Origin of the sequence: Bradyrhizobium sp. BTAi1 (assembly GCF_000015165.1) — a bacterium.
Taxonomy (GTDB): Bacteria; Pseudomonadota; Alphaproteobacteria; order Rhizobiales; family Xanthobacteraceae; genus Bradyrhizobium; species Bradyrhizobium denitrificans.
This window is the reverse complement of record NC_009485.1, coordinates 2,514,569-2,535,070: the sequence shown is the minus strand read 5'-3', so window position 1 is coordinate 2,535,070 and position 20,502 is coordinate 2,514,569. Positions and strand designations below refer to the sequence as shown.

Sequence of the window (20,502 nt, the reverse complement as noted above, 5' to 3'; positions counted from 1 at the left end):
CTGCCGATCCGTCGTTGCGCCGTTGACGCGGTGCATTAAGATGGCGCGGCAGATCACCACGAGACCGCATGACCTCGAGCTCTCACCGCCTGCTGGCGATCGCCCTGCTTGCCTCATCATTCGCGTCGGCCGCTGCGGCAGACGAGGCCGTCGACGTCGCGCGCTCCTGGGGGCTGCTCGGAACCTGGGCCGCCGACTGCACTGCAGCGCCGGTCAAGGGCCGCGGCGCCATCATCTCCTATGAGGTCTCAGCGGACGGCAACCTGATCTACCGCCGCGATCATGATCCGTCCGATATCAACGAAGTCGCCAGCGCGCGGGTCGAGCCCGATGAGACACTGGTCCTCTCGATCGTGCTGCCCAAAGCGCGCCAGACGCGCGAGAATGGGATCGTCAGGACGACCGATGGCGGCATACGCTCGGTGTTCAATCGTGGCCAGGATGGCAGCTACACCATTCGCGAGTCCCGCTTCGTCGCCAATGGCAGGCCGACGCCAGCCCTCAAACGCTGTGACTGATCATCGGTGCCCGACGGCCGGGAGATGGCTCGCATGAACCGGTCAGCAGGAATCTGAACGCGCATTCAGCAACTTCGCGGAAGTTCCTCCGGAACGTTCTGCCACACTTCAAGTTGACCTCGCGCAATTCATCTGGAGGACGACATGAAGAAACTTGCTCTTGCACTCGCGTCGCTGACGGCACTCGCACTCGCGGCTCCGTCGATGGCCAGTGCCGAGACCGTCATCATCAAGCGCGGCGGTCATCATTATCATCACGGCTGGGACCGCGGCCATCACGGCTGGGATCGGTCCCGTGCCGAGTACCGCATGCGCCGCGACATCCGGCCCTATCACCGCCATCACGACCGCACCGTGATCATCAAGCGCGGCTACTGATCGACCAGGCGACACCGAAATGGCCCCGCAAGGGGCCATTTGCTTGAGTGCGGATCTCCTCGAGTGCGGATCACGGTGAAAAGCTGTCAGCGATCCCAGTCAGGTGCAAAGCCGGGATTGACGAAGCGCTTGTCCTTCGGAAGCGCGGCGATGGTCGCGCGATCCTCATCATCCAGTTGAACTTTCATCGCGTCCCAATTCGCCTGCTGACTCTCCTTGCGGCCGGCCTTGGGAATCGCCGCTACGCCGTCCTGATCCAACAGCCATTTCAGCGCGACCTGGGCGGCGCTCGCGCCATGCTTGCTGCCGATCGCGGCCAGCGTCGCGTCGGCCGCCGCGCGGCCTTGCGCCAGCGGACAATAGGCCACCAAGGGAATCGATCGGCTCGCCATGTAGCCCATCAGCTTCGATTGATCGAGCATGACGTGGTACTCGACCTGATTGCAGGCGATCGGCGCCTGGATCTCCTCGATCGCCTGCCGCAGCAGCGCGACGGTGAAATTCGCAACCCCGATCGCGCGGGTACGTCCCTCATCCTTCAGCTTGATCAGCGTTTCCAGCGCCGCCGGCAGGTTCATCCCCTTGGCCGGCCAATGAATGAGGTAGAGATCGACGACATCCAATCTGAGCTTCTTCAAGCTCGTGTCGAACGCGCGGCGGATCGCATCGGGTGCGAGGTTCTCCGGCCAAACCTTTGTCGTGACGTGCAATTCAGCTCGCGGCACCTGCGCCGCCGCGAGCGCCGCGCCAATCGCATCCTCATTGGCATACATTTCGGCGGTGTCGATGTGACGGTACCCGAGCGCGAGCGCGCTCTCGACCGCCTCGCGGCAGACCGTGCCCTGCATGCGAAACGTGCCGAGCCCGAGCTTGGGAAGACGGATGCCTTGGGTGTCGATTGCGTCCATGGAATCTCCTGCCAAGGCTTCGCGCCGATCCGGCGTGATCTGGCAGGCGGCGACAAGCCTTGCGTGTCAAGGTGAATGGCGGGATGCGCTGAAATCATCCCGCGGTCGCTGCGCGAGTTCAAGCAGCTCCGCAGCAGCGACAATCACGAAGTCGGGAGACGGTTCCGGGCCGCGACCGATGGAGCTCAGCGCCAGTTGCAGATCCCGCCGCTGTCCGGCCGGCAAGGCCAGGTTTGAACACGGGTATCCATCGCTTGCGCGTCGAGCAGGCTGCGGCGGTGCATCGCTTCGCGCGCCGTGCGCAGGCGTTCGGCGGACCGCACGATGGACCGGCGCTTCGACGCCGCGGCGTTCCGCGGCAGGTCAGGCTTGTCCTGAGCCGCGGCGACAAGCGCCGATCCGACTCTGGCCTCGATCGGAACGGGCTCGAAATGCGCTTCGGGTCCAAGAGGACGCGGCGACAGTACCGCCCGGGACAGATCGAGCCGGAAGACCTCACCCGGCTGATAGTCAGCCGCCGAGACGGCGGTACCGCACACCAGCGTCGCACACGTCAAGATGCCAAACAGATTCCTCAGCTCCATGGCCCTCTCCCGCACACGCCATTGCTGGCGCGCCCCCTCTCGAGATCACGGCATCGCCGATACCCGATGATGTGTTCGGCCGTTGTCAGTCGGTGACGAAGATCATCGGGCTGCCGGCCGTTGCCGCATCATAGCCAGGGCAAAGCCGACGTCTCTCATTTAGGACATGAAGATGCCGTTTCCAGACCCAGATCTGGAATTCACGGTTAGCGCAATGCACGCCGCTGGGCGCTCGCAGCAGGACGGGACGTCATTCTTCGACGGTCATTCGGTAGTTGAACATCTCCGCCGCCCCGGCTGGTATTTGCATCACGCCCGGCTTGTCGGAGAACTCACCATCGAAGCCGACGGGGCTGGCATAGCCACGCCACGGTTCGATGCAGAGGAAGGGAGCGCCTCCCGGCTTGGACCAGATGCCAAGCTCTCGGAAGCCGTCCCAGGCCAGGACCAGCGCCGGCCCCTTGTCGCCCATGAAGCGAAGCGAGCAGCTGACGGGATGATCGAGGATCATGGCATCGTCGTCGAACAGCCGTTCGGACAATGCCAGGTCGCGGCCGCGAATGGGTGAGGGCTCGGCAGCGGCGCGCATCAGCCCACCGGCGAGGCGGCGAATGGGAGCGGGCTCCGGCTCGGCGAACAGCAGCCGATAGCTTTCCTTCGGCTCTCCAGGCAACAGCGGCCAGTTGAATGCCGGATGCGCGCCGAACGAGGCCGGCAGCACCTCGTCTCCAGCGTTGGCGATCTCCACCGCCATGTCGAGGCGATCGGCGGTGATCCGGTAGGTCAAGGTGAGCCGGAAGGCGAACGGGTAGCGCGCCCGTGTCGTCTCGTCGTCGGTCAGGCGCAGCACGCAGGATTCGGCGGTCCGCTCCAGCCAGGTGAAGCGCAGATCGCGGGCGAAGCCGTGCTGGGTCATCGGATAGGTGCGGCCGCGATGGCGCAGCTGGTCATCCTTCAGCCGGCCAACGTTCGGAAACAGCCAGGGCGCATGACGCGGCCAGGCCGGGCCGGCCTGCCACAGCAGCTCCAATCCAGCGGTCGTCTTGAGCGAGCACAGTTCGGCGCCGACGGCCTTGATCGATGCGGTGACGCCGCCGGCGGTGATCGTATGGAGGTCGTCGCTCATCTCGCATCATCCCGTTCGTCGATCGGCGCCGGTGATGCCGGATTGCAGCGGCCACGTCCAGACCCCTGCCCCGCGCGATCAGCGCTCGCCGACCAAGAGCCGGTAGCGGAACTGATCCAGGATGACGGCCAGCACCAGCAGCGAGCCCAGCAGGACCATCTGCATGTAGGAGCCGATCTGCGCGATGTTCATGCCGTTCTGCAGCAGCACGATGAAGAAGCCGCCGAGCACGACGTTCTCGACCCGGCCGATGCCGCCATGGAGCGAGACGCCGGCAATGACGCAGGCCGCAATGGATTCCAGCGCAATGGTGCCGCCGAGATTGGTCTCGCCGGAGCCGACGCGGGCCGTCAGCAACAGACCCGCGACCGACGCGAGCAGCGCGCACAGCGCATAGGCGATGAACAGCACCTTGGTGGTGTTGACGCCCGACAGTCTCGCCGCCTTGGCGTTGCCGCCGACCGCCTGGATGTGCTTGCCGAGCCGGGTCCGGTTCATCACCAGCCAAATCGTGGCGGCCGCGACGATCGCGACCAGCACCGGCACGGGAATGTCGAACACGCGACCGAAGCCGAGGATATCGCCGAACTCATAGGGCACCCCGGAGACCGGGACGCCGCCGGTGAGGAACAGCGCGATGCCGGCCCCGACCGACTGCACACCCAGCGTCATGATGAAGGGCGAGACGCCGAACACGGCGACGCCGAGCCCGTTGATGCTGCCGATCACGAGCGCGGCCGCGAGCCCGGCGCAGCAGCCGAGCACGATCACGAGCCACAGCATGTCCGGCGACAGCATGTGCGACAGCGTCACCATCGCAAGCGCCGACACCACCGAGGTCAGCGCGATGGCCGTGCCGACCGACAGGTCGAAGCCGCCGGTGACCAGCGCCAGCATCTGGCCGAGCGAGACCAGGATCAGATAGACCGACTGCCGCGCGACATTGGTGAGATTCTGCAGCGCCAGGAATTCCTTGGACACCAGCGAGAACGCGATCAGGGTGGCGAACAGGAAGAACGGCAGGACGCCGACGCGCAGAAATACCGCGCGCAGGCCGGCCAGCAGCGCGTTGGAGCGGCGCGGCGCAACGGTGTCCTCGGCGATAGTCGTGGTTGGCATGCTCACGCCGAGCCCTCCGTTTCAGCAAAGAAATGTTTCAAGACGTTCTCTTCGTCGATGGCGCTGCCGGACAGCTCGGCCGCGATGCGCCCCTTGGCGAACACCAAGAGCCGGTGCGACAGGTTCATCACCTCGGGCAGATCCGAGGAGATCACGACCACCGCCTTGCCGGCCTCGGCGATGTCCTTGATCAGCTGGTACAGCGCCATGCGCGTGCCCATGTCGACGCCGACGGTCGGCTCGTCGAAGATGTAGACGTCGCGGTCGTCGCCGAATCCCTTGCCGAACAGCACCTTCTGCTGGTTGCCGCCGGACAGCTTCGAGACCGCGCGATCCATGGCGGGCCTGGCGATGCCGACCTTGTCGCCGATGGCGTCCGTCAGGGCACGGCTGCGCCGGGGCCGCACGAAGCCGAAGGGACCGGCGACATCGGCGCGGTCGAGCAGGCTGAGCTCGATATTGCCGCGTGCGGTCGCGGTCATCTGCAGCCCCTCGCTCTTGCGGTCGGAGGGCAGGAAGAACACGCCGTCATTGAGCAGCGCCCGTGTTGCGGCGCCGGTGACATCACGACCCTTCAACGTGATCCTGCCTGACTGCAGCGGCTGCAGTCCCATCGCCGCGCGCCAGATCCGCGATTTGCCGCTGCCGACGAGGCCGGCGCAGCCGAGCACCTCACCGGCCCGGACCTCGAGACTGGCGCCGTGAACACCTGCGGTGCGGAGGCCTTCCAGCGTCATGATGACGGGACCATCGGCGCGGTGGGCGATCTTCGGATAGACCTGGTCGACCGCCCGCCCCGTCATCAGCTCGATCAGCACGCGCTCCGAGGTCTCGCGTGCCGGCACGGTGGCGATGAGCCGGCCGTCGCGCAGGATCGAGATGCGGTCGGCGATCTTCTGGAATTCCTGGATCCGGTGCGAGATGTAGATGATGCCGACCCCGGAGGCCGCCGCCTTGCCGATGAAGCTGAACAGCCGCTCGGTCTCGCGCTCGGTCAACGACGCCGTGGGCTCGTCGAGGATCAGCACGCGCGCATTGGAGAGGAACGCCTTGGCGATCTCGACCATCTGCTGCTGCGCCCGCGACAGGCTGGACGCCGGGCGCGTCACGTCGATGTCGAAATCGAGCTCGGCGAACAATCGTTGCGCGCCGGCCAGCATGGCGCGGCGGTCGGTCAGCGGACCGCGCATCAGCTCGCGGCCGAGATAGAGATTTTCGAACACCGGCAAGGTCGGCACCAGCGAGAATTCCTGGAACACGGTGCCGATGCCGGCCTTGGCCGCATCATGCACCGAGTGGAAGCTCACCTCGTCGCCAGCGATGCGGATGGCGCCGGACGTCGGCCGGAACACGCCGGAGAGAATGGAGATCAAGGTCGACTTGCCGGCACCGTTCTCGCCGAACAGCACATGCACCTCGCCGCGCTCGACCTTGAGATGGACGCCGCTGAGCGCCTTGACGCCGGGAAACTCCTTGGAGATTCCCGTCATCTCGACCAGCGGTGCAGCAACGCTACTCATCATCTGCCCCCCGCGATGCGGCCCTGCCCCGTCAGGGAACAAAGGCAGAGCCGCACCTTTCCCCGCTCAGTTGAAGACAGGCTTGAAGCCGTCCGGGGGAAGGATGTTCGCCTGCGGCACGGTGGCGATGTTGGCGGAGTCGACCACGAAGATCTTCGGACCGACATGCTTGACGTAGTCCTTGCCTTCGAGGATGCGCACCGCCTGGTCGACCGCGATGCGGCCCTGGATCACCATGGAGTCGGCCGGCGCCGCCATGATCAGGCCGCGCTTGATGCCTTCGTAAACGCCGGGCGTCATGTAGAAGGCCAGCAGGTCCACCTTGCCCTTCAGCCCGCGCTCGCGGATCAGGCCCTGCGCCGCTTCGGCGGTGACCGCCGTGCCGGCGACGTAGCGGATGTTCGGCGCCGCCTGCAGCGCGTCCTCGACCAGCTTGGCCTGCACCTCCTTGCCGGTGTCGCCATATTTCGGCTCCAGCACCTTGATCGCCGAGCCCTTCACCGCATCCATGAAGCCCTTGTTGGCGGCCTCGACCCAGCCGGCACCAGCCGGACCCGGGAACCAGCCGACCACGACCTCGGGCGTGCCGGCGGGATGCTTCTTGGCGAGATAGCTGCCGGTCTCCGCGCCCATCGTGTAGAACGACACCAGCGACTTGGCGGCAATATCCGGCGAGGAGATGCCGTTGACGAGATCGATCACCGGGATCTTCTTCTTGGCGATCTCGCCGATTACCTTGTTGAGGCCATCGGCCGAGATCGCGCCGATGATGACCGCATCGGTGCCGGATGCCACGCAATCCTCGATCTGCGAGATCTGCTTGTTGAGCTCGGTGTAGCCGCCGGCCTCGACCAGGTTCATCTTGACGCCGAGGCGCTTGCTTTCTTCGGCCACGCCGTAGTCCACGCCGAGCCAATAGGCGTCCTTCATGTGTGGAAAGGAGACACACAGCTTCCACGGCTTGGAGGCCTTCTCCAGCGGCACATATTTCACGTCGGACGATTTGCCGTCTGCCGCGAAGGGCGGATCGATCTTGGCGGCATCGTATGGATACCACTCGGCGGCATGGGCGCCGGCCGACAGCACCAGCGCCGACGAGGCCAAGAGAACACGAACCAAACTCTTCATTGAACTACCCCTTTGTCATCTCACTCGTGGAAACCCGACACCGGCCTGCCCGCACCCGCGTGCGGTCAGGCCAATGCCGCCCGGATCTTCTGCAGAAGAGCTTTGCGATCGGCGCGCGCTGCGAGCGCGCCATCCATGTCGATCTCGACGAAGCGCGTCGGCATGTTCGGCTGCAGCTGGCCGATCAGGTCCATGTCGGCCGAGATCACCGTGCCGACCATGAAATAGCCGCCGCCGGAGACGGCGTCGCGATGCAGGATGATCGGCTCCTTGCCGCCCGGCACCTGGATCGAGCCATAGGGATAGCAGCTGTCGACGATGTTGGACGGATCGGAGCCGGCCCCGAACGGCTGCTCGCGCTCGACGAATTGCAGCGCCTGGCCGCCGCGGAAGCGATAGCCCATGCGGTCCGCCTCGGGCGCGACCTTCCACTGGTCGGCGAAGAAGCTCTGTTGCGACTCCGGCAGAATGCGATGCCAGTACAGCCCCGGCAGCACGCGCAGCTCGGCCGGATGGCCGGGCTTGCGGCGCAAGGCCTCCGGCACACTCGCGCCAGCCTTGCCGCTGGCCGCAGCGCCGACGGGCAATTCGTCGCCGGCCGCGATCGCCCGGCCCTTGAAGCCGCCGAGCGCACCGATCGGATAGGTCGAGCGGCTGCCGAGCGCCAGCGGCACATCGATGCCGCCCGCGACCGCGATGATGATGCGCGCGCCGCTCTTCAGATAGTCGAAACTGAGCACCTGCCCGGCCTTGACCGCGAGCGCGGTCCAGCCGGGTTGTTCGACGCCGTCGAGCTTGATCGGCATGTCAGCGCCGGTCACCGCGATGCGCGCGGGCGCCGTGAACTCCAGCTGCGGCCCGATGAACACGGCCTCGAGGCAGGCTGCGCCCTCGTCATTGCCGACCAGCAGATTGGCGGCGCGCAGTGCGAGGCGGTCCATGGCGCCGCCGACGGGAATGCCGAGATGGAAGTAGCCGGGACGGCCGAGATCCTGCACCGTGGTCGACAGGCCCGGGTGAAGCACCTTGATGGTCATGCCAGCGCTCCTTCCAGCTTGGCGTTGTAGCCGGTCATGTCCTTCTGGAAATCGCGGAAGTCGAAGGTGACGTCGCGAATGACAGGCGCGAAGCGGCCGGAGGCGACATCGCCGAGCGCGTGGTCATATTCGTCCTGCTTGATCGGCTTGAACTTGACGATGTCGCCGGGGCGGAAGAACACCATGAAGTCGCGCAGATACGAGATGCTCTGCTCGGGATCGAAGATCGGCATCGGCGTGATGCCGAACATCTGGTAGCCGCCGGCGCCGCGCACCGAATAGATGCAGGAGAAGCAGCCGCCATGGCCGATCGTCAGCTTCGGCGTGTCGGTCCGGGGCCGCAGATATTTCGGCACCTGGAGCTGCTTCTGACGCTCGACCATCTGGTACATGAACGGCAGGCCCGCGACGAAGCCGACCATCGAGACGAACCAGGGCGAGCCGCTATGCGCCTTGATGAAGGCGTCGACATCGGCGAGGCCGTTGACGCGGGCGGCATATTCGAGATCGGTCGCGGTCGGGTCCTGGTGCCGCTCGCGGAAGCGCATCAGGGTCTCGTGCGTCCAGGGGTCCTGATAGAACACCGGAATCTCGATGATGCGGGTCTTGATGACGGGCTCAGTCTTCGCGGCCGCGCTCTCGATGCCCTGCACCTCTTTCAGAATGTCGCCCGGCTTGATCACGTCCGGATCGAACTTGATCTGGAACGAGGCATTGGCCGGGCAGATCTCCGTGACGCCCTTGATGGCGGCGTCGCGGATCGCGTTGGTCATCGACAGGCTCTTGAAGAAGGCGTCGAGCGACATCGCCTCGTCGCATTCGACGAAGAGATGCTCGTCACCCCCGAACGAGTAGCGGGTGGTCATCAGGCGTCCTCCCTGGCGCGGGCAAGCTGCGCGAAATCGGTCTCGAGCCATGGCTCGAGGAAGCGGGTGTGGGTGCGGCCGTCGGCGACGCTGGCATCACGCGCCAGCGCGGCATGCAGCGGAATCGTCGTGGGAATGCCGGTGATCACGAGACCGTCGAGAGCGGTGCGCAGACGCGCGAGGCAGTCGGCGCGATCGGCGCCGCGCACGATCAGCTTGCCGAGCAGCGAATCGTAGAACGGCGGCACCGCATAGCCTTCGAACAGCAGTGTATCGAAGCGGATGCCTTCGCCATCCGGCACGACGAGCCGCTCGATCGTGCCGGGCGCGGGCATGAAGCCCTTGTGCGGGTCCTCGGCATTGATCCGGCACTCGATGGCGTGCCCCTGGATGCGGATGTCGTCCTGCGCGACCGACAGCCTGGCGCCGCCGGCGATTGTCAGCATCTCCTGCACCAGGTCGATACCGGTGATCATCTCGGTCACGGGATGCTCGACCTGGATGCGGGTGTTGACCTCGATGAAGTAGAACGCGCTCGTCGCGTCGTCGTAGAGATATTCGACTGTGCCTGCGCCGCTATAGCCGACGGCGCGGCCGAGCGCGACGGCGCTGGCGCAGAGCCGCTGCCGGACATCGTCGGGAAGCCCGACCGCCGGCGCCTCTTCCCACACCTTCTGCCGCCGCCGCTGCAGCGAGCATTCGCGCTCATAGCAGTGGACGACATCATGGCCGTCGCCGAGGATCTGCACCTCGACATGGCGGGCACGCTCGATGACCTTCTCGATATAGAGTCCGCCGTCGCCGAAGGCGGCCGCGGCTTCGCTCGAGGCCTGCGGGAATTGCCGCGCGAACTCCTCGGCATCGCCGACGATGCGGATGCCGCGCCCGCCGCCACCGGCCGCGGCCTTGATCATCACGGGGTAACCGATGCTGTTGGCGATGGTGATCGCCGCGTCGAGATCGGTGACGCGACCATCCGAGCCAGGCACCGTCGGGACGCCGGCCAGCGCCGCGACCTGCCGCGCCATCACCTTGTCGCCGAGCAGCCGGATCGCTTCCGCGCTCGGACCGACGAAGACGATGCCGGCTGCCGTGACGGCCTCGGCGAATTCGGCATTCTCGGCCAGGAAGCCGTAGCCGGGATGCACGGCGTCGACCTTGGCCGACTTCGCCGCGTTCACCACGGCCTCGATGTTGAGATAGGATTTCTTCGCGGCCGGCGGCCCGATCTCGACCGTCTCGTCGGCGAGCTGTGCGGCGAGCGACTCCTTGTCCGCGATGCTGTGCGCGAGCACGGTGCGCAGGCCGAGCGCCTTCGCCGCGCGGATGATCCGCACCGCGATCTCGCCCCGGTTGGCGATCAGGACCGAGCGCAAGGTCATGCCTCGACCTCGGCAATCACCTGCCCCGCCATGATCGCATCGGCATCATCGACGCTGAAGCGGATGTTCTTGCCTGCGACGCCCGCCTTGACCTCATGGAACGACTTCATCACCTCGACGAGGCCGATCACGTCGTCGGCCGCGACCGCGTCGCCATCATTCTTGAACGGCGCGCTCTCCGGCGAGGGCTTGCGATAGAACACGCCAGGCAGCGGGGACTTGATCTCGATGCTCATGGGTCAGGATTCGCTCTGCGGTTTCTGGGGAACGATGTCGGAGACGGGCGCGATGCGGATGCCGTTGGCGATCAGCGTCTGGCGCATCGCGCTGGCGATCTCGAAGGCGCCTGGCGTATCCGAGTGGAAGCAGATCGACTCGAAGGCGATGTCGATATCGTCGCCGTCGATGGTGCGGACCTTGCCGGTCTGGCAGGCGCGCAGCACCTTGTCGGCGACGCCCTGCGGATCGAGCTTCTTGCCGTGGCGGGTGAACACGATCGAGCCGGAGCGGTCGTAGTCGCGGTCGGCATAGAACTCGCGGATGACCGGCTGACCGGCTTCGACGGCGACGCGATAGGTCACCGAGATGTCCATGCAGAACACGAAGGAATTCGGCGCCACCGTGCGCATCAGCTTGATGAAGGAGCGCGACAGCTGCTCATTGGCGGCGAGCTCCATGTAGAGCGCGCCATGCGGCTTGACGTGCTGCAAGGTGCCGCCGTGCCGGCGGGCGAATTCGCGGATAGCGCCGACCTGGTAGACGATGTCGTTGATCAGCTCGTCGGCCGAACCATCGATGCGACGGCGGCCGAAACCCTGGAGATCGCGATAGCCGGGATGCGCCCCGATGCCGACGCCATGCTGGGTCGCGAGCCGCACCGTGGTGTCCATCAGGTTGGGGTCGCCGGCGTGAAAGCCGGCAGCGATGTTCGCCGAGCTGATCAGCTCCATCAGCTTGGCGTCCTCGGCGTCGCTCAGCCGCCAGGAGCCGAACGCCTCGCCCAGATCGCAATTGATATCGACAGTCTTCAGCGGCACGGCTGCTCCCCTCACTGGCATCGCCGCATCACGCGAAACCGCGACGGGCGATGAGCCGGACGTTAGGGGTCCAATCTCCCATTGAAAATTATTATTGTTGGAAACCCATTTTCAGTTTTTTTGATCTCCCATTGAATAGCGATTACGCGCTGCGTCAGAACAAGTCTCTGTTTTTGCATCGTAAATACTGCCGCCCGTTTGCAGTGCAGGATGCACAAGCTTTGTTCGATTTCATTTTTAAGAATATTGGTATATTGTTGTTCTGATTTTCCAATGGAGTTTTGCGTGGCGATCAGCCTGCGTCAGATCCGCTATTTCGTCGCGACCGCCGAACAGGGCCAGATCACCCAGGCCGCCTCGGCCCTGTCGATCTCGCAATCGGCGATCACCACCTCAATCAAGGAGCTCGAGGAGATCGTCGGCGCCGAGCTGTTCAGCCGATCGCCACAGGGCATGGAGCTGACGCCGATCGGGCGGCAATTCCTGTTTCACGCCTACGACATCCTCAACAAGGTCGAGGAGGCGACATCGCTGCGGGTCCCCGCCGGCGACGTCGAAGGCAGCCTCACGCTGGCGGCAACCTACACGGTGATCGGCTACTTCCTGCCGAACCATCTCGAGCGGCTGAAGCGGCATTATCCGCGGCTCAACATCCAGCTGTTCGAGCTGACGCGCGAGGCGATCGAGGAAGGCCTGCTGTCGAACCGCTACGACGTTGCGGTGCTGCTGACGTCGAACGTGCAGAACCCGGATCTCACGATGGAGACCTTGATCGGCTCGCGGCGGCGGCTGTGGGTGCCGTCGAAACACCCGCTGCTGCAGCGGGAATCCGTCTCGCTGAAGGACGTGGCCGCCGAGCCCTACATCATGCTGACGGTCGACGAGGCTGCGCACACATCGCTCAAATACTGGAACAAGACGGCGTTCCAACCGAACGTCGTCCTCCGGACGTCCTCGGTCGAAGCAGTGCGGTCGATGGTCGCCAACGGCCAGGGCGTCGCGATCCTCTCCGACATGGTGCTGCGGCCCTGGTCGCTGGAGGGCCGGCGGATCGAGACCATCGTGCTGAGCGATCCGGTGCCCGCGATGGATGTCGGCCTCGCCTGGCGGCGCAATATCGAGTTCACGCCGGCCATGGAGGTGTTCCGCTCCTATTTCCGCCAGGCATTTTACATTCCGACGCTGCGGTAGACAGGTCTTTCGACACCGCTGGAGCTACAGCTCCTGCTTGGCCGTCCTTCGAGACCCCCGCCTGTGGCGGGCGCCTCAGGACGAGGGATCAGTTCGCGACGAGACCTCAACCCTCATGGCGAGGAGCGCCGCCTTGCGGCGCGTCTCGACCCCCGAGGCCCGTGAACCTGATACAGGCAAATCGCGCCGAATCTTCGTGCAACACCGCCGCTTGCCGGCCGAGTTCATTCGTGTACGAATGACCACAACCGGCTTGATGCTGCGCCGCGTGCCGGCGCAAACTGCCGCCAAATGCTTCGTCTGGAGAGAAGGACATTCCGATGGCCCATGACGCGCCGCAAGCGACCGGTCCCAGCAAGCTGGTCATCCGCAACATCGGCCTGATGCTGTCCGGCGCGCTGGAACGGCCGATCCTGGATGCCGATACGATCGTCGCCGAGAACGGCAAGATCACTGCCATCGGCCGCTATAAGGATGTCGACACCGAAGGCGCGACCACCATCGTCGACGCGCACGGCACGACGGTCGCTCCGGGCCTGATCGACAGCCACGTCCATCCCGTCGCCGGCGACTGGACGCCGCGGCAGAACCAGAGCAACTGGATCGACTCCTATCTCCACGGCGGCGTCACCACGATGATCTCTGCCGGCGAGGTGCACATGCCGGGCCGTCCACGCGACGTCGTCGGCCTGAAGGCGATGGCGATCTTCGCGCAGCGCGCGTTCTGGACGCTCCGCCCCGGCGGCGTGAAGGTGCATGCCGGCGCCCCTGTCATCGAATGCGAGATGGTCGAGGACGACTTCAAGGAGCTCGCCGCCGCCGGCGTCAAACTGCTCGGCGAGGTCGGCCACGGCGGCGTCAAGGACGGCCCGACCGCACGCAAGATGGTCGGCTGGGCGCGCAAATACGGCATCCAGAGCACCATCCACACCGGCGGCCCCTCGATTCCCGGTTCCGGCCTGATCGACAAGGACGTGGTGCTGGAGGCCGGCACCGATGTGATCGGACACATCAATGGTGGCCACACCGCTTTGCCGGACGATCAGATCCGCTGCATCTGCGAAGGCTGCAAGGCCGGCCTCGAACTGGTGCACAATGGCAATGAGCGCTCGGCCCTGTTCACCTTGCGCACCGCGCGCGAGATGAACGATCTCCACCGCGTCATCCTCGGCACCGACGCGCCGGCCGGCTCCGGTGTGCAGCCGCTCGGCATCCTCCGCATGGTGTCGCTGCTGTCCTCGCTCGGTGACGTCCCGGCCGAGATCGCGTTCTGCTTCGCCACCGGCAACACCGCGCGGATGCGCGAGCTCGATTGCGGCCTGATCGAGGTCGGACGCTCCGCCGATTTCGTCATCATGGACAAGGCGCAGCACTCGCCGGCCAAGACGCTGCTCGACAGCGTCCAGCTCGGCGACCTTCCGGGCATCGGCATGACCATCATCGACGGCATCGTCCGCACCCAGCGCAGCCGCAACACACCGCCGGCGACGAAGATCCCGGAGATCGTGGCGAAGTAGTTGCCACAAGCTCCGTCATTGCGAGCGCAGCGAAGCAATCCAGGGCGTCACGCGTGACTCTGGATTGCTTCGCTGCGCTCGCAACGACGCCGAAGTTCGATGAAGATCGCGTCGGGTGGGCAAAGGCGCACGCGACGCGCCAGCGTCGTGCGCGATGTGCCCACCATCTCGTCGCAACATGGATGGTGGGCACGTCGCATTCGCTGCGCGAATGCGTCTTGCCCGCCCTACGAGATCAGCGCTCGCGGCAACTATCGCAGCCTGCTCAACAACCCCAGCAACGTCTCGCGCTCCTTGGCATCGAGTGGGGCCAACGTTTCCTTGGAGATGGCGAGCGCCAGCGGCGCGGTCTTCTCCGCGAGCTGCTGGCCGGCACGGGTCAGGCTCACGAGCAACCTCCGTCCGTCCTGCGGGTCAGCGCTGGTCTCCGTCAGGCCGCGCGCAGTCAGCCGGTCGATCACGCCCTTGATGGTCGCGACATCCATCGCCGTGAGACGGCCGAGCTGATTTTGCGAGCACGGACCCGTCTCGACCAGCTTCGACAGCGCCGCCCATTGCGTCGGCGTCAGGTTGCTGCCGATGTCGCGCGCGAAGATCATGGTATGGCGCTGCCAGACCTGGCGGAGGATGAAGCCGATCTGATCGTCCAGCACGTAGTTCGATTTCGCCGGCTTGGCCGCAGCCTTCGCGGCCATCTTCGCAGCAGCCTTGGCCGGCTTCAGCGCGACCTTGCTCGCTGCCTTTGCCGGCCGCTTCAACGTGGCGGTCTTTGCCATGATCGTCCTTGCCTCAGATCGACAGATGCGCGTCGCGGATATCGGGCCGCGCGTCGAGCTCGGCCATGGTGCCGGCAAAGCAGATGCGGCCGCGCTCGATGATATAGGCGCGATCCGAAATCAGCCTGGCGAAATGCAGGTTCTGCTCGGACACCACCAGCGACACGCCCTCCTTCTTCATCGTCAGGATGGCGTCGACCATCTGCTCGACAATCTTCGGCGACAGACCTTCGGAGGGCTCATCGAGCAGCACCAGGGACGGATTGCCCATCAGGGTGCGGGCGATCGTCAGCATCTGCTGCTCGCCGCCGCTCATGCGCCCGCCCGGCCGGTTCTTCATCTCGCCGAGATTGGGAAACAGCTTGTATAGCTTCTCGCGCGTCCATTGCGGTGAGCCCGGCCGCGGCTTCTGCCGGCCGACTTCGAGATTTTCCTCGACCGTCAGATCGGTAAAGATCCGCCGCTCCTCCGGCACGTAGCCGAGGCCGGCACGGACGATCTCATGGGTCGGCGCCGTGGAGATGTCCTTGCCCTCGAACAGGATCTGGCCCTCGCGCAGCGCGACGAGGCCGACGATCGAGCGGAACGTCGTCGACTTGCCGGCGCCGTTGCGGCCGAGCAGCGCCACCACTTCACCCTCGCCGACCTCGAGGCCGATGTCGAACAGGATATGCGCCGGACCGTAATGACTGTTGAGATTGGAGACGGACAGCTTCATGCCGAGGCTCCCTCGCGATGGACAGCGTCATACAGCAGGCCTTCGCCGAGATAGATCGCCTGCACCTCGCGGTTAGCGCGGACCTCGGCCGGCGAGCCCTGCGCGATCAGGCTGCCGCGATTGAGCACCAGAATGCGATCGGCATGTTCGAACACGACATCCATGTCGTGCTCGGTGAAGAGAACGCCGATCGACTGCTCGCGCGCGATCTTGGCGGTCAGCCGCATCAGCTCGACGCGCTCGCGCGGCGCCATGCCGGCGGTCGGCTCATCCATCAACAGCAGCTTCGGCTGGTTGGCGAGCGCGATCGCGAGCTCCAGCCGCTTCAGATCGCCATAGGCGAGCTCGCCGCAAGGGCGCTCGGCATAGCCGGCCATGCCGACGAGATCGAGCAGACGATCCGCTTCGCCGCGCTCGATCGACATCATCGGCGTCCAGAAATCGTAGAGCCGGCGGTGATGCGACACCAGCGCGACCTGGATGTTCTCGCGCACGGTCATCGTCGGATAGGTGGCGGTGATCTGGAAGGTGCGGCCGACCCCGAGCCGCCAGACCTCGCGGGGCTTGCGTCCGGTGGTCTCCCCGCCCATGACAGTGATGCGGCCGCTGTCCGGCACGTTCTGGCCGTTGAGCATGTCGAAGCAGGTGCTCTTGCCGGCGCCGTTCGGGCCGATCAACGCGAGGATCTCGCCGGCCTGCAGCATGAACGACACGCTGCGCACGGCGTGAATGCCGCCATAGGATTTCGACAGGCCCTCGACCGAGAGCAGCGACACGCCGAGGCTCATTGGGCGCCCTCCATCTTGGCCGACAATGCGGCCGCCTTGGGCGCCGCCGCACGCCGACGCTGCATGACGCTCTCGACCACGCCGACGATGCCTTTGGGGAAGACGACGACGATCAGCACGATGAAGATGCCGAGCACGAGCTTTGACCAATCGGTCTGGCTGACCAGCCAGATGTTGAGCGCCTTGTAGACGATGGCGCCGAAGATCGCGCCGGGCACCGTCTCGACACCGCCGAGCAGCACCATCACCAGCGCATCCACCGACAGCGAGATGCCCATATTATCGGGGAAGACGCTGCCTTTCAGGTAAGCGAACAGCGCGCCGCCGATGCCGGCCGTGGTGCCGGCGATGATGAAAGCGGTCCACTGGATGCGCTTGCCGTTGATGCCGATCGACTCGCTGCGCAGCGGCGAGTCGCGCATGCCGCGCAGCGCGTAGCCAAACGGTGAGAAGGTGATCAGCCGGAGCACGCTGACCACGAACGCCGATACGCCCAATGCGAGCCAATAGAAGTGCGACGGCGAGGCCGCCCACTTTTCCGGCCAGAGACCGAGAATGCCATTGTCGCCGCCGGTCACGGCCACCCATTGGAACGCGATCGACCAGACGATCTGGGCGAAGGCCAGCGTCAGCATCGCGAAGTAGACGCCGGAGAGCTGGACCGCGAAAGCACCAAACACGGCTGCGCCGAGCGCGCCGAGCAGCGGGCCCAGCAAAATGCAGACGATCATCGGCAGTCCCGCCATCTTGGCGAGGAAGGCGACGCCATAGGCGCCGAGGCCGAAATAGGCAGCGTGGCCGAACGAGGCGAGCCCGCCGACCGCCATCAGGAAATGCAAGGAGGCCGCGAAGATCACGAAGATCGCGATCTCGGCGCCGACGGTCAGCGCGTAGTTGCCGGCGATGAAGGGCAGCATCGCCACCAGCGCCAGCGCGACCACAGAGGCCAGCCGCTCGACCGAGGTCAGCGGGCGCCAGGGGATGACGGTGAGGCCCGGCGTGCGGCGCGCCGGCGCCTCCTTCTTGCCGAACAGGCCCCAGGGCCGGATCACCAGCACCACGGCCATCACCAGGAAGACCAGGATCAGCGAGATCGTCGGGAAGATGAGGATGCCAAAGGCGTTGAGCTCGGACACCAGCACCGCCGCCACGAAGGCGCCGAGGATGCTGCCGAGCCCGCCGATCACGACGACGACGAACACCTCGACGATGATGCGCAGGTCCATCGCGTGATGGACCGCGTCGCGCGGGATCTGCAGCGCACCGCCGAGCGCGGCGAGGAAGACGCCGACCGCGAACACCGAGGTGAACAGCCATTTCTGATTGACGCCGAGCGCCGCGACCATGTCGCGATCCTGCGTCGCCGCGCGCACCAGGATGCCCCAACGTGTCCGCTGGAACAGCAGCCAGAGCGCACCGAGCACGACGGGACCGAGCACGATCAGGAACAGGTCATAGCTCGGGATATTCTGGCCGAAGAAATCCACCGCGCCCTTGAAGCCGGGCGCGCGGCGGCCGACCAGATCGTCCGGGCCCCAGATCAGCACGACGAGATCCTCGACCATCAGCGTCAGGCCGAAGGTGGCGAGCAGCTGGAACAGCTCGGGCGCGTGATAGATCCGGCGCAGCAGCACGATCTCGACGATCACGCCGATCACAGCCACCGCGAGTGCTGCGACGACGATGCCGCCCCAGAAGCCCAGAGCCCCCGACAGACGTTCCGTGAGCGAGAACGCGATATAGGCGCCGAGCATGTAGAACGCGCCATGGGCGAAATTCACGATGCGGGTGACGCCGAAGATGATCGACAGTCCCGACGCCACCAGAAACAGCGAGGCTGCACTGGCAAGGCCGGTCAGGAACTGGACGAAATAGAAGGCCATGGGCGGTCCGCGTCAGGAGGTCGTCTGTCTTGATGAGCCGCATTCGAGCTCGGACTACTCTCCTCGCGGAGAGCCAGCGAGCCGGCGTGGGGTGAGGGATCTCGGCCTGAACCTGTAGATCAGGCGTCGTGCTCCCTCACCCCGCCCGCTCTCCTCCGCGGGAGGAGGAGGCAGGATCGTGTGGATCAGTCCTTCGGCCGGAGCTTGCCGACCTCTTCATCGCTGGGCAGATAGTCCGAGCCCTTGCGATAGACGGTGTCGACCATGATGCCCTTGCCGTCCTTCAGCGCGGTCTTGCCGACGTAGGCGCCGAGCGTCGACTGGTGGTCGATCTTGCGGAAGGTGATCTCGCCGAACGGCGATGGCACGGACAGGCCCTCGGCGGCAGCGATCAGCTTGTCGGCATCGGTCGAGCCGGCCTTGGCGAGAATGGCGGCCGCCGACTTGATGGTCTGGTAGCCGACGATCGAGCCGAGCCGGGGATAGTCGTTGTACTTGGCCTGGTAGGCCTTCAGGAACGCATCATGCTCGGGCGTCTTGATCGAGTACCAGGGATAGCCGGTGACGATCCAGCCCTCTGGCGTCTCCTCCTTGAGCGGATCGAGATATTCCGGCTCGCCGGTGAGGAAGCTCACGACCTTGCGGTCCTTGAACAGGCCGCGCGTGTTGCCCTCGCGGACCAGCTTGACGAGATCGGCGCCGAAGGTGACGTTGAGGATCGCTTCCGGATTGGCGGCGGCGACGGCCTGCACCACCGGACCCGCATCGATCTTGCCCTGCGGCGGCCACTGCTCGTCGACCCACTGGATATCCGGGCGCTTCTCGGAGAGCAGCTTCTTGAACACCGCGACGGCCGACTGGCCATATTCGTAGTTCGGCGCGATCGTCGCCCAGCGCTTGGCCGGCAGCTTGGCGGCTTCTTCCACCAGCATCGCCGCCTGCATGTAGTTCGACGGACGCAGACGGAAGGTGTATTTGTTGCCCTTTGCCCAGGTGATGGCGTCGGTCAGCGGTTCGGCCGCCAGGAAGAATACCTTCTTCTGGTTGGCGAAGTCGCTGACGGCGAGGCCGATATTCGACAGGAAGGTACCGGCGAGCATCGCGACATTCTCGCTCGACACCAGCTCGTTGGCGGCGGTCTGCGCGTCGGCCGGCTTGCCGCTGTCGTCCTTGGAGACGACGACGAGCTTCTTGCCGTTGATGCCGCCGGCCGCATTGACCTCCTCGACCGCCAGCTGCCAGCCCTTGCGATAGGGCTCGGTGAAAGCCGGCAGCAGCGAGTAGCTGTTGATCTCGCCGATCTTGATGACGTCCTCGGCGCGCGCCGCGCCCGCAAGTCCCGCGACGGCAAGGCCCAGGCCTGCCGCAAGCATCGTTCTCCGTCGCATCCCTTCAGCCTCCAATGTTGACTCGAACTATCTTAAACCGTCGTCACCCTTGATCTCGGCGACCGTGAGCCCACCGACCCTCGGCAAGGGACGGCCGCTATCGGTGACCGCGAGCGCCACCATGATCTCGTTGGCACGCGGCGCATCGTTGATCTGCACCTCCATGCCGTCGAAATGACTGCGCACGAAGGCGGCGTCCTTGTGCCCCAGCGGAATGTCGAGCGTGCAGCCGACGCCGCCTCGCTTCTTCGACGACGGGATCAGCGCCGCGCCCTTGCCGAGCACCTTGCGCACCGGCGCGCCCATTTTCGGATGCAAAATCGCCGCGGCGTGCTCCAGCTCGCCGTCGCTGCCGACCGCCGCGGCCTTGCCATAACTGTGCGCGGCCGGCCCCTCGATGCCGAGCGCAGCCACCGCGCGCTTGGCCAGCATCTCGCCAAGCTCCTCGCCGATCGCAATCAGCGGCGACAGGTCCTCGACATAGCGGCCGGCAAACGGGTTCTCGATCACGGCCACCGCGGCGGCACGCCGCGTCGGCGGCGAGATCGGCCTGCCCATCTCCTGATGAACTTCCTCGACCACGGTCACGATCTTGCGGATGACGGCGCTCATCGACGACAGTCCCTCATATTCCAGCC

General features: G+C 65.5%; 21 protein-coding genes. 4 read left to right on the top strand and 17 right to left on the bottom strand.

Features of this window, described 5'->3' with window-relative positions:
- Nucleotides 1-68 precede the first annotated feature (68 nt).
- Nucleotides 69-518 (top strand): hypothetical protein, encoded by a 450-nt coding sequence (locus BBTA_RS11410; RefSeq protein ID WP_012042642.1) that lies wholly within the window; start codon nt 69-71, stop codon nt 516-518.
- Between the two features lie 144 nt (nt 519-662).
- Nucleotides 663-896, top strand: coding sequence for a hypothetical protein (locus BBTA_RS11405; RefSeq protein WP_012042641.1), 234 nt, complete (start codon nt 663-665; stop codon nt 894-896).
- Nucleotides 897-982: 86 nt separating this feature from the next.
- Here the strand turns inward: BBTA_RS11405 and BBTA_RS11400 are convergent, their stop codons facing one another.
- The 11 genes from BBTA_RS11400 to BBTA_RS11350 form a co-directional block, all read right to left on the bottom strand.
- Nucleotides 983-1,804 (bottom strand): aldo/keto reductase, encoded by an 822-nt coding sequence (locus BBTA_RS11400; protein ID WP_012042640.1) that lies wholly within the window; start codon nt 1,802-1,804, stop codon nt 983-985.
- Between the two features lie 185 nt (nt 1,805-1,989).
- A complete protein-coding gene (locus tag BBTA_RS11395) occupies nt 1,990-2,388 on the bottom strand; it encodes a hypothetical protein (RefSeq protein ID WP_012042639.1) in 399 nt (132 codons plus the stop codon).
- 250 nt (nt 2,389-2,638) lie between these two features.
- The gene (locus BBTA_RS11390; RefSeq protein ID WP_012042638.1) at nt 2,639-3,514 is read right to left on the bottom strand and encodes an aldose 1-epimerase family protein; all 876 of its coding nucleotides are present in this window, start codon (nt 3,512-3,514) and stop codon (nt 2,639-2,641) included.
- A gap of 78 nt (nt 3,515-3,592) precedes the next feature.
- Nucleotides 3,593-4,639: an ABC transporter permease gene (locus BBTA_RS11385; RefSeq protein WP_012042637.1), complete on the bottom strand. Its 1,047-nt coding sequence runs from the start codon at nt 4,637-4,639 to the stop codon at nt 3,593-3,595.
- Complete coding sequence (locus BBTA_RS11380) at nt 4,636-6,153, bottom strand: sugar ABC transporter ATP-binding protein (RefSeq protein ID WP_083780779.1); 1,518 nt, start codon at nt 6,151-6,153, stop codon at nt 4,636-4,638. Before BBTA_RS11380 ends, BBTA_RS11385 begins: the two co-directional genes overlap by 4 nt.
- Nucleotides 6,154-6,219: 66 nt before the next feature.
- Nucleotides 6,220-7,281, bottom strand: a complete 1,062-nt coding sequence (torT, locus tag BBTA_RS11375; protein ID WP_012042635.1) for a TMAO reductase system periplasmic protein TorT — start codon at nt 7,279-7,281, stop codon at nt 6,220-6,222.
- A 65-nt stretch (nt 7,282-7,346) separates the two neighbouring features.
- Nucleotides 7,347-8,318 (bottom strand): biotin-dependent carboxyltransferase family protein, encoded by a 972-nt coding sequence (locus BBTA_RS11370; RefSeq protein WP_012042634.1) that lies wholly within the window; start codon nt 8,316-8,318, stop codon nt 7,347-7,349.
- Entirely contained in the window at nt 8,315-9,184 is an 870-nt protein-coding gene (locus tag BBTA_RS11365) for an allophanate hydrolase subunit 1 (RefSeq protein ID WP_012042633.1), read from the bottom strand. The genes BBTA_RS11370 and BBTA_RS11365 overlap by 4 nt, the downstream gene beginning before the upstream one ends.
- Nucleotides 9,184-10,566, bottom strand: coding sequence for an acetyl-CoA carboxylase biotin carboxylase subunit (locus BBTA_RS11360; RefSeq protein WP_012042632.1), 1,383 nt, complete (start codon nt 10,564-10,566; stop codon nt 9,184-9,186). The genes BBTA_RS11365 and BBTA_RS11360 overlap by 1 nt, the downstream gene beginning before the upstream one ends.
- Nucleotides 10,563-10,802: an acetyl-CoA carboxylase gene (locus BBTA_RS11355; RefSeq protein ID WP_012042631.1), complete on the bottom strand. Its 240-nt coding sequence runs from the start codon at nt 10,800-10,802 to the stop codon at nt 10,563-10,565. The genes BBTA_RS11360 and BBTA_RS11355 overlap by 4 nt, the downstream gene beginning before the upstream one ends.
- 3 nt (nt 10,803-10,805) lie before the next feature.
- The gene (locus tag BBTA_RS11350) at nt 10,806-11,624 is read right to left on the bottom strand and encodes a 5-oxoprolinase subunit PxpA (RefSeq protein ID WP_012042630.1); all 819 of its coding nucleotides are present in this window, start codon (nt 11,622-11,624) and stop codon (nt 10,806-10,808) included.
- 264 nt (nt 11,625-11,888) lie between these two features.
- On the opposite strand from BBTA_RS11350, the gene BBTA_RS11345 reads away from it, so the two are divergent.
- A complete protein-coding gene (locus tag BBTA_RS11345) occupies nt 11,889-12,794 on the top strand; it encodes a LysR family transcriptional regulator (RefSeq protein WP_012042629.1) in 906 nt (301 codons plus the stop codon).
- A gap of 320 nt (nt 12,795-13,114) precedes the next feature.
- A complete protein-coding gene (locus BBTA_RS11340) occupies nt 13,115-14,311 on the top strand; it encodes an amidohydrolase family protein (RefSeq protein ID WP_012042628.1) in 1,197 nt (398 codons plus the stop codon).
- A gap of 251 nt (nt 14,312-14,562) precedes the next feature.
- On the opposite strand, the gene BBTA_RS11335 is transcribed toward BBTA_RS11340, so the two are convergent.
- The 6 genes from BBTA_RS11335 to BBTA_RS11310 all read right to left on the bottom strand — a co-directional run bounded on the left by BBTA_RS11335 (nt 14,563) and on the right by BBTA_RS11310 (nt 20,476).
- A complete protein-coding gene (locus BBTA_RS11335) occupies nt 14,563-15,087 on the bottom strand; it encodes a MarR family winged helix-turn-helix transcriptional regulator (protein WP_012042627.1) in 525 nt (174 codons plus the stop codon).
- A gap of 13 nt (nt 15,088-15,100) precedes the next feature.
- Entirely contained in the window at nt 15,101-15,805 is a 705-nt protein-coding gene (locus BBTA_RS11330) for an ABC transporter ATP-binding protein (RefSeq protein WP_012042626.1), read from the bottom strand.
- Complete coding sequence (locus BBTA_RS11325; RefSeq protein ID WP_012042625.1) at nt 15,802-16,593, bottom strand: ABC transporter ATP-binding protein; 792 nt, start codon at nt 16,591-16,593, stop codon at nt 15,802-15,804. Before BBTA_RS11325 ends, BBTA_RS11330 begins: the two co-directional genes overlap by 4 nt.
- Nucleotides 16,590-18,476, bottom strand: a complete 1,887-nt coding sequence (locus BBTA_RS11320; protein ID WP_012042624.1) for an ABC transporter permease — start codon at nt 18,474-18,476, stop codon at nt 16,590-16,592. Before BBTA_RS11320 ends, BBTA_RS11325 begins: the two co-directional genes overlap by 4 nt.
- Nucleotides 18,477-18,661: 185 nt before the next feature.
- Nucleotides 18,662-19,849, bottom strand: a complete 1,188-nt coding sequence (locus BBTA_RS11315; protein WP_012042623.1) for an ABC transporter substrate-binding protein — start codon at nt 19,847-19,849, stop codon at nt 18,662-18,664.
- Nucleotides 19,850-19,891: 42 nt separating this feature from the next.
- Entirely contained in the window at nt 19,892-20,476 is a 585-nt protein-coding gene (locus BBTA_RS11310) for an amino acid synthesis family protein (protein ID WP_012042622.1), read from the bottom strand.
- Nucleotides 20,477-20,502: the final 26 nt, after the last annotated feature.

Excerpts from the sequence above, each read along its gene's own strand:
- BBTA_RS11365 (WP_012042633.1), bottom strand. The coding sequence starts at position 9,184 with ATGACCACCCGCTACTCGTTCGGGGGTGACGAGCATCTCTTCGTCGAA.
- BBTA_RS11395 (WP_012042639.1), bottom strand. The coding sequence starts at position 2,388 with ATGGAGCTGAGGAATCTGTTTGGCATCTTGACGTGTGCGACGCTGGTG.
- BBTA_RS11350 (WP_012042630.1), bottom strand. The coding sequence starts at position 11,624 with ATGCCAGTGAGGGGAGCAGCCGTGCCGCTGAAGACTGTCGATATCAAT.
- BBTA_RS11325 (WP_012042625.1), bottom strand. The coding sequence starts at position 16,593 with ATGAGCCTCGGCGTGTCGCTGCTCTCGGTCGAGGGCCTGTCGAAATCC.
- BBTA_RS11405 (WP_012042641.1), top strand. The coding sequence starts at position 663 with ATGAAGAAACTTGCTCTTGCACTCGCGTCGCTGACGGCACTCGCACTC.
- BBTA_RS11315 (WP_012042623.1), bottom strand. The coding sequence starts at position 19,849 with ATGCTTGCGGCAGGCCTGGGCCTTGCCGTCGCGGGACTTGCGGGCGCG.
- torT (WP_012042635.1), bottom strand. The coding sequence starts at position 7,281 with ATGAAGAGTTTGGTTCGTGTTCTCTTGGCCTCGTCGGCGCTGGTGCTG.
- BBTA_RS11335 (WP_012042627.1), bottom strand. The coding sequence starts at position 15,087 with ATGGCAAAGACCGCCACGTTGAAGCGGCCGGCAAAGGCAGCGAGCAAG.
- BBTA_RS11390 (WP_012042638.1), bottom strand. The coding sequence starts at position 3,514 with ATGAGCGACGACCTCCATACGATCACCGCCGGCGGCGTCACCGCATCG.
- BBTA_RS11370 (WP_012042634.1), bottom strand. The coding sequence starts at position 8,318 with ATGACCATCAAGGTGCTTCACCCGGGCCTGTCGACCACGGTGCAGGAT.
- BBTA_RS11410 (WP_012042642.1), top strand. The coding sequence starts at position 69 with ATGACCTCGAGCTCTCACCGCCTGCTGGCGATCGCCCTGCTTGCCTCA.
- BBTA_RS11320 (WP_012042624.1), bottom strand. The coding sequence starts at position 18,476 with ATGGCCTTCTATTTCGTCCAGTTCCTGACCGGCCTTGCCAGTGCAGCC.
- BBTA_RS11355 (WP_012042631.1), bottom strand. The coding sequence starts at position 10,802 with ATGAGCATCGAGATCAAGTCCCCGCTGCCTGGCGTGTTCTATCGCAAG.
- BBTA_RS11330 (WP_012042626.1), bottom strand. The coding sequence starts at position 15,805 with ATGAAGCTGTCCGTCTCCAATCTCAACAGTCATTACGGTCCGGCGCAT.
- BBTA_RS11400 (WP_012042640.1), bottom strand. The coding sequence starts at position 1,804 with ATGGACGCAATCGACACCCAAGGCATCCGTCTTCCCAAGCTCGGGCTC.
- BBTA_RS11380 (WP_083780779.1), bottom strand. The coding sequence starts at position 6,153 with ATGAGTAGCGTTGCTGCACCGCTGGTCGAGATGACGGGAATCTCCAAG.
- BBTA_RS11310 (WP_012042622.1), bottom strand. The coding sequence starts at position 20,476 with ATGAGCGCCGTCATCCGCAAGATCGTGACCGTGGTCGAGGAAGTTCAT.
- BBTA_RS11340 (WP_012042628.1), top strand. The coding sequence starts at position 13,115 with ATGGCCCATGACGCGCCGCAAGCGACCGGTCCCAGCAAGCTGGTCATC.
- BBTA_RS11360 (WP_012042632.1), bottom strand. The coding sequence starts at position 10,566 with ATGACCTTGCGCTCGGTCCTGATCGCCAACCGGGGCGAGATCGCGGTG.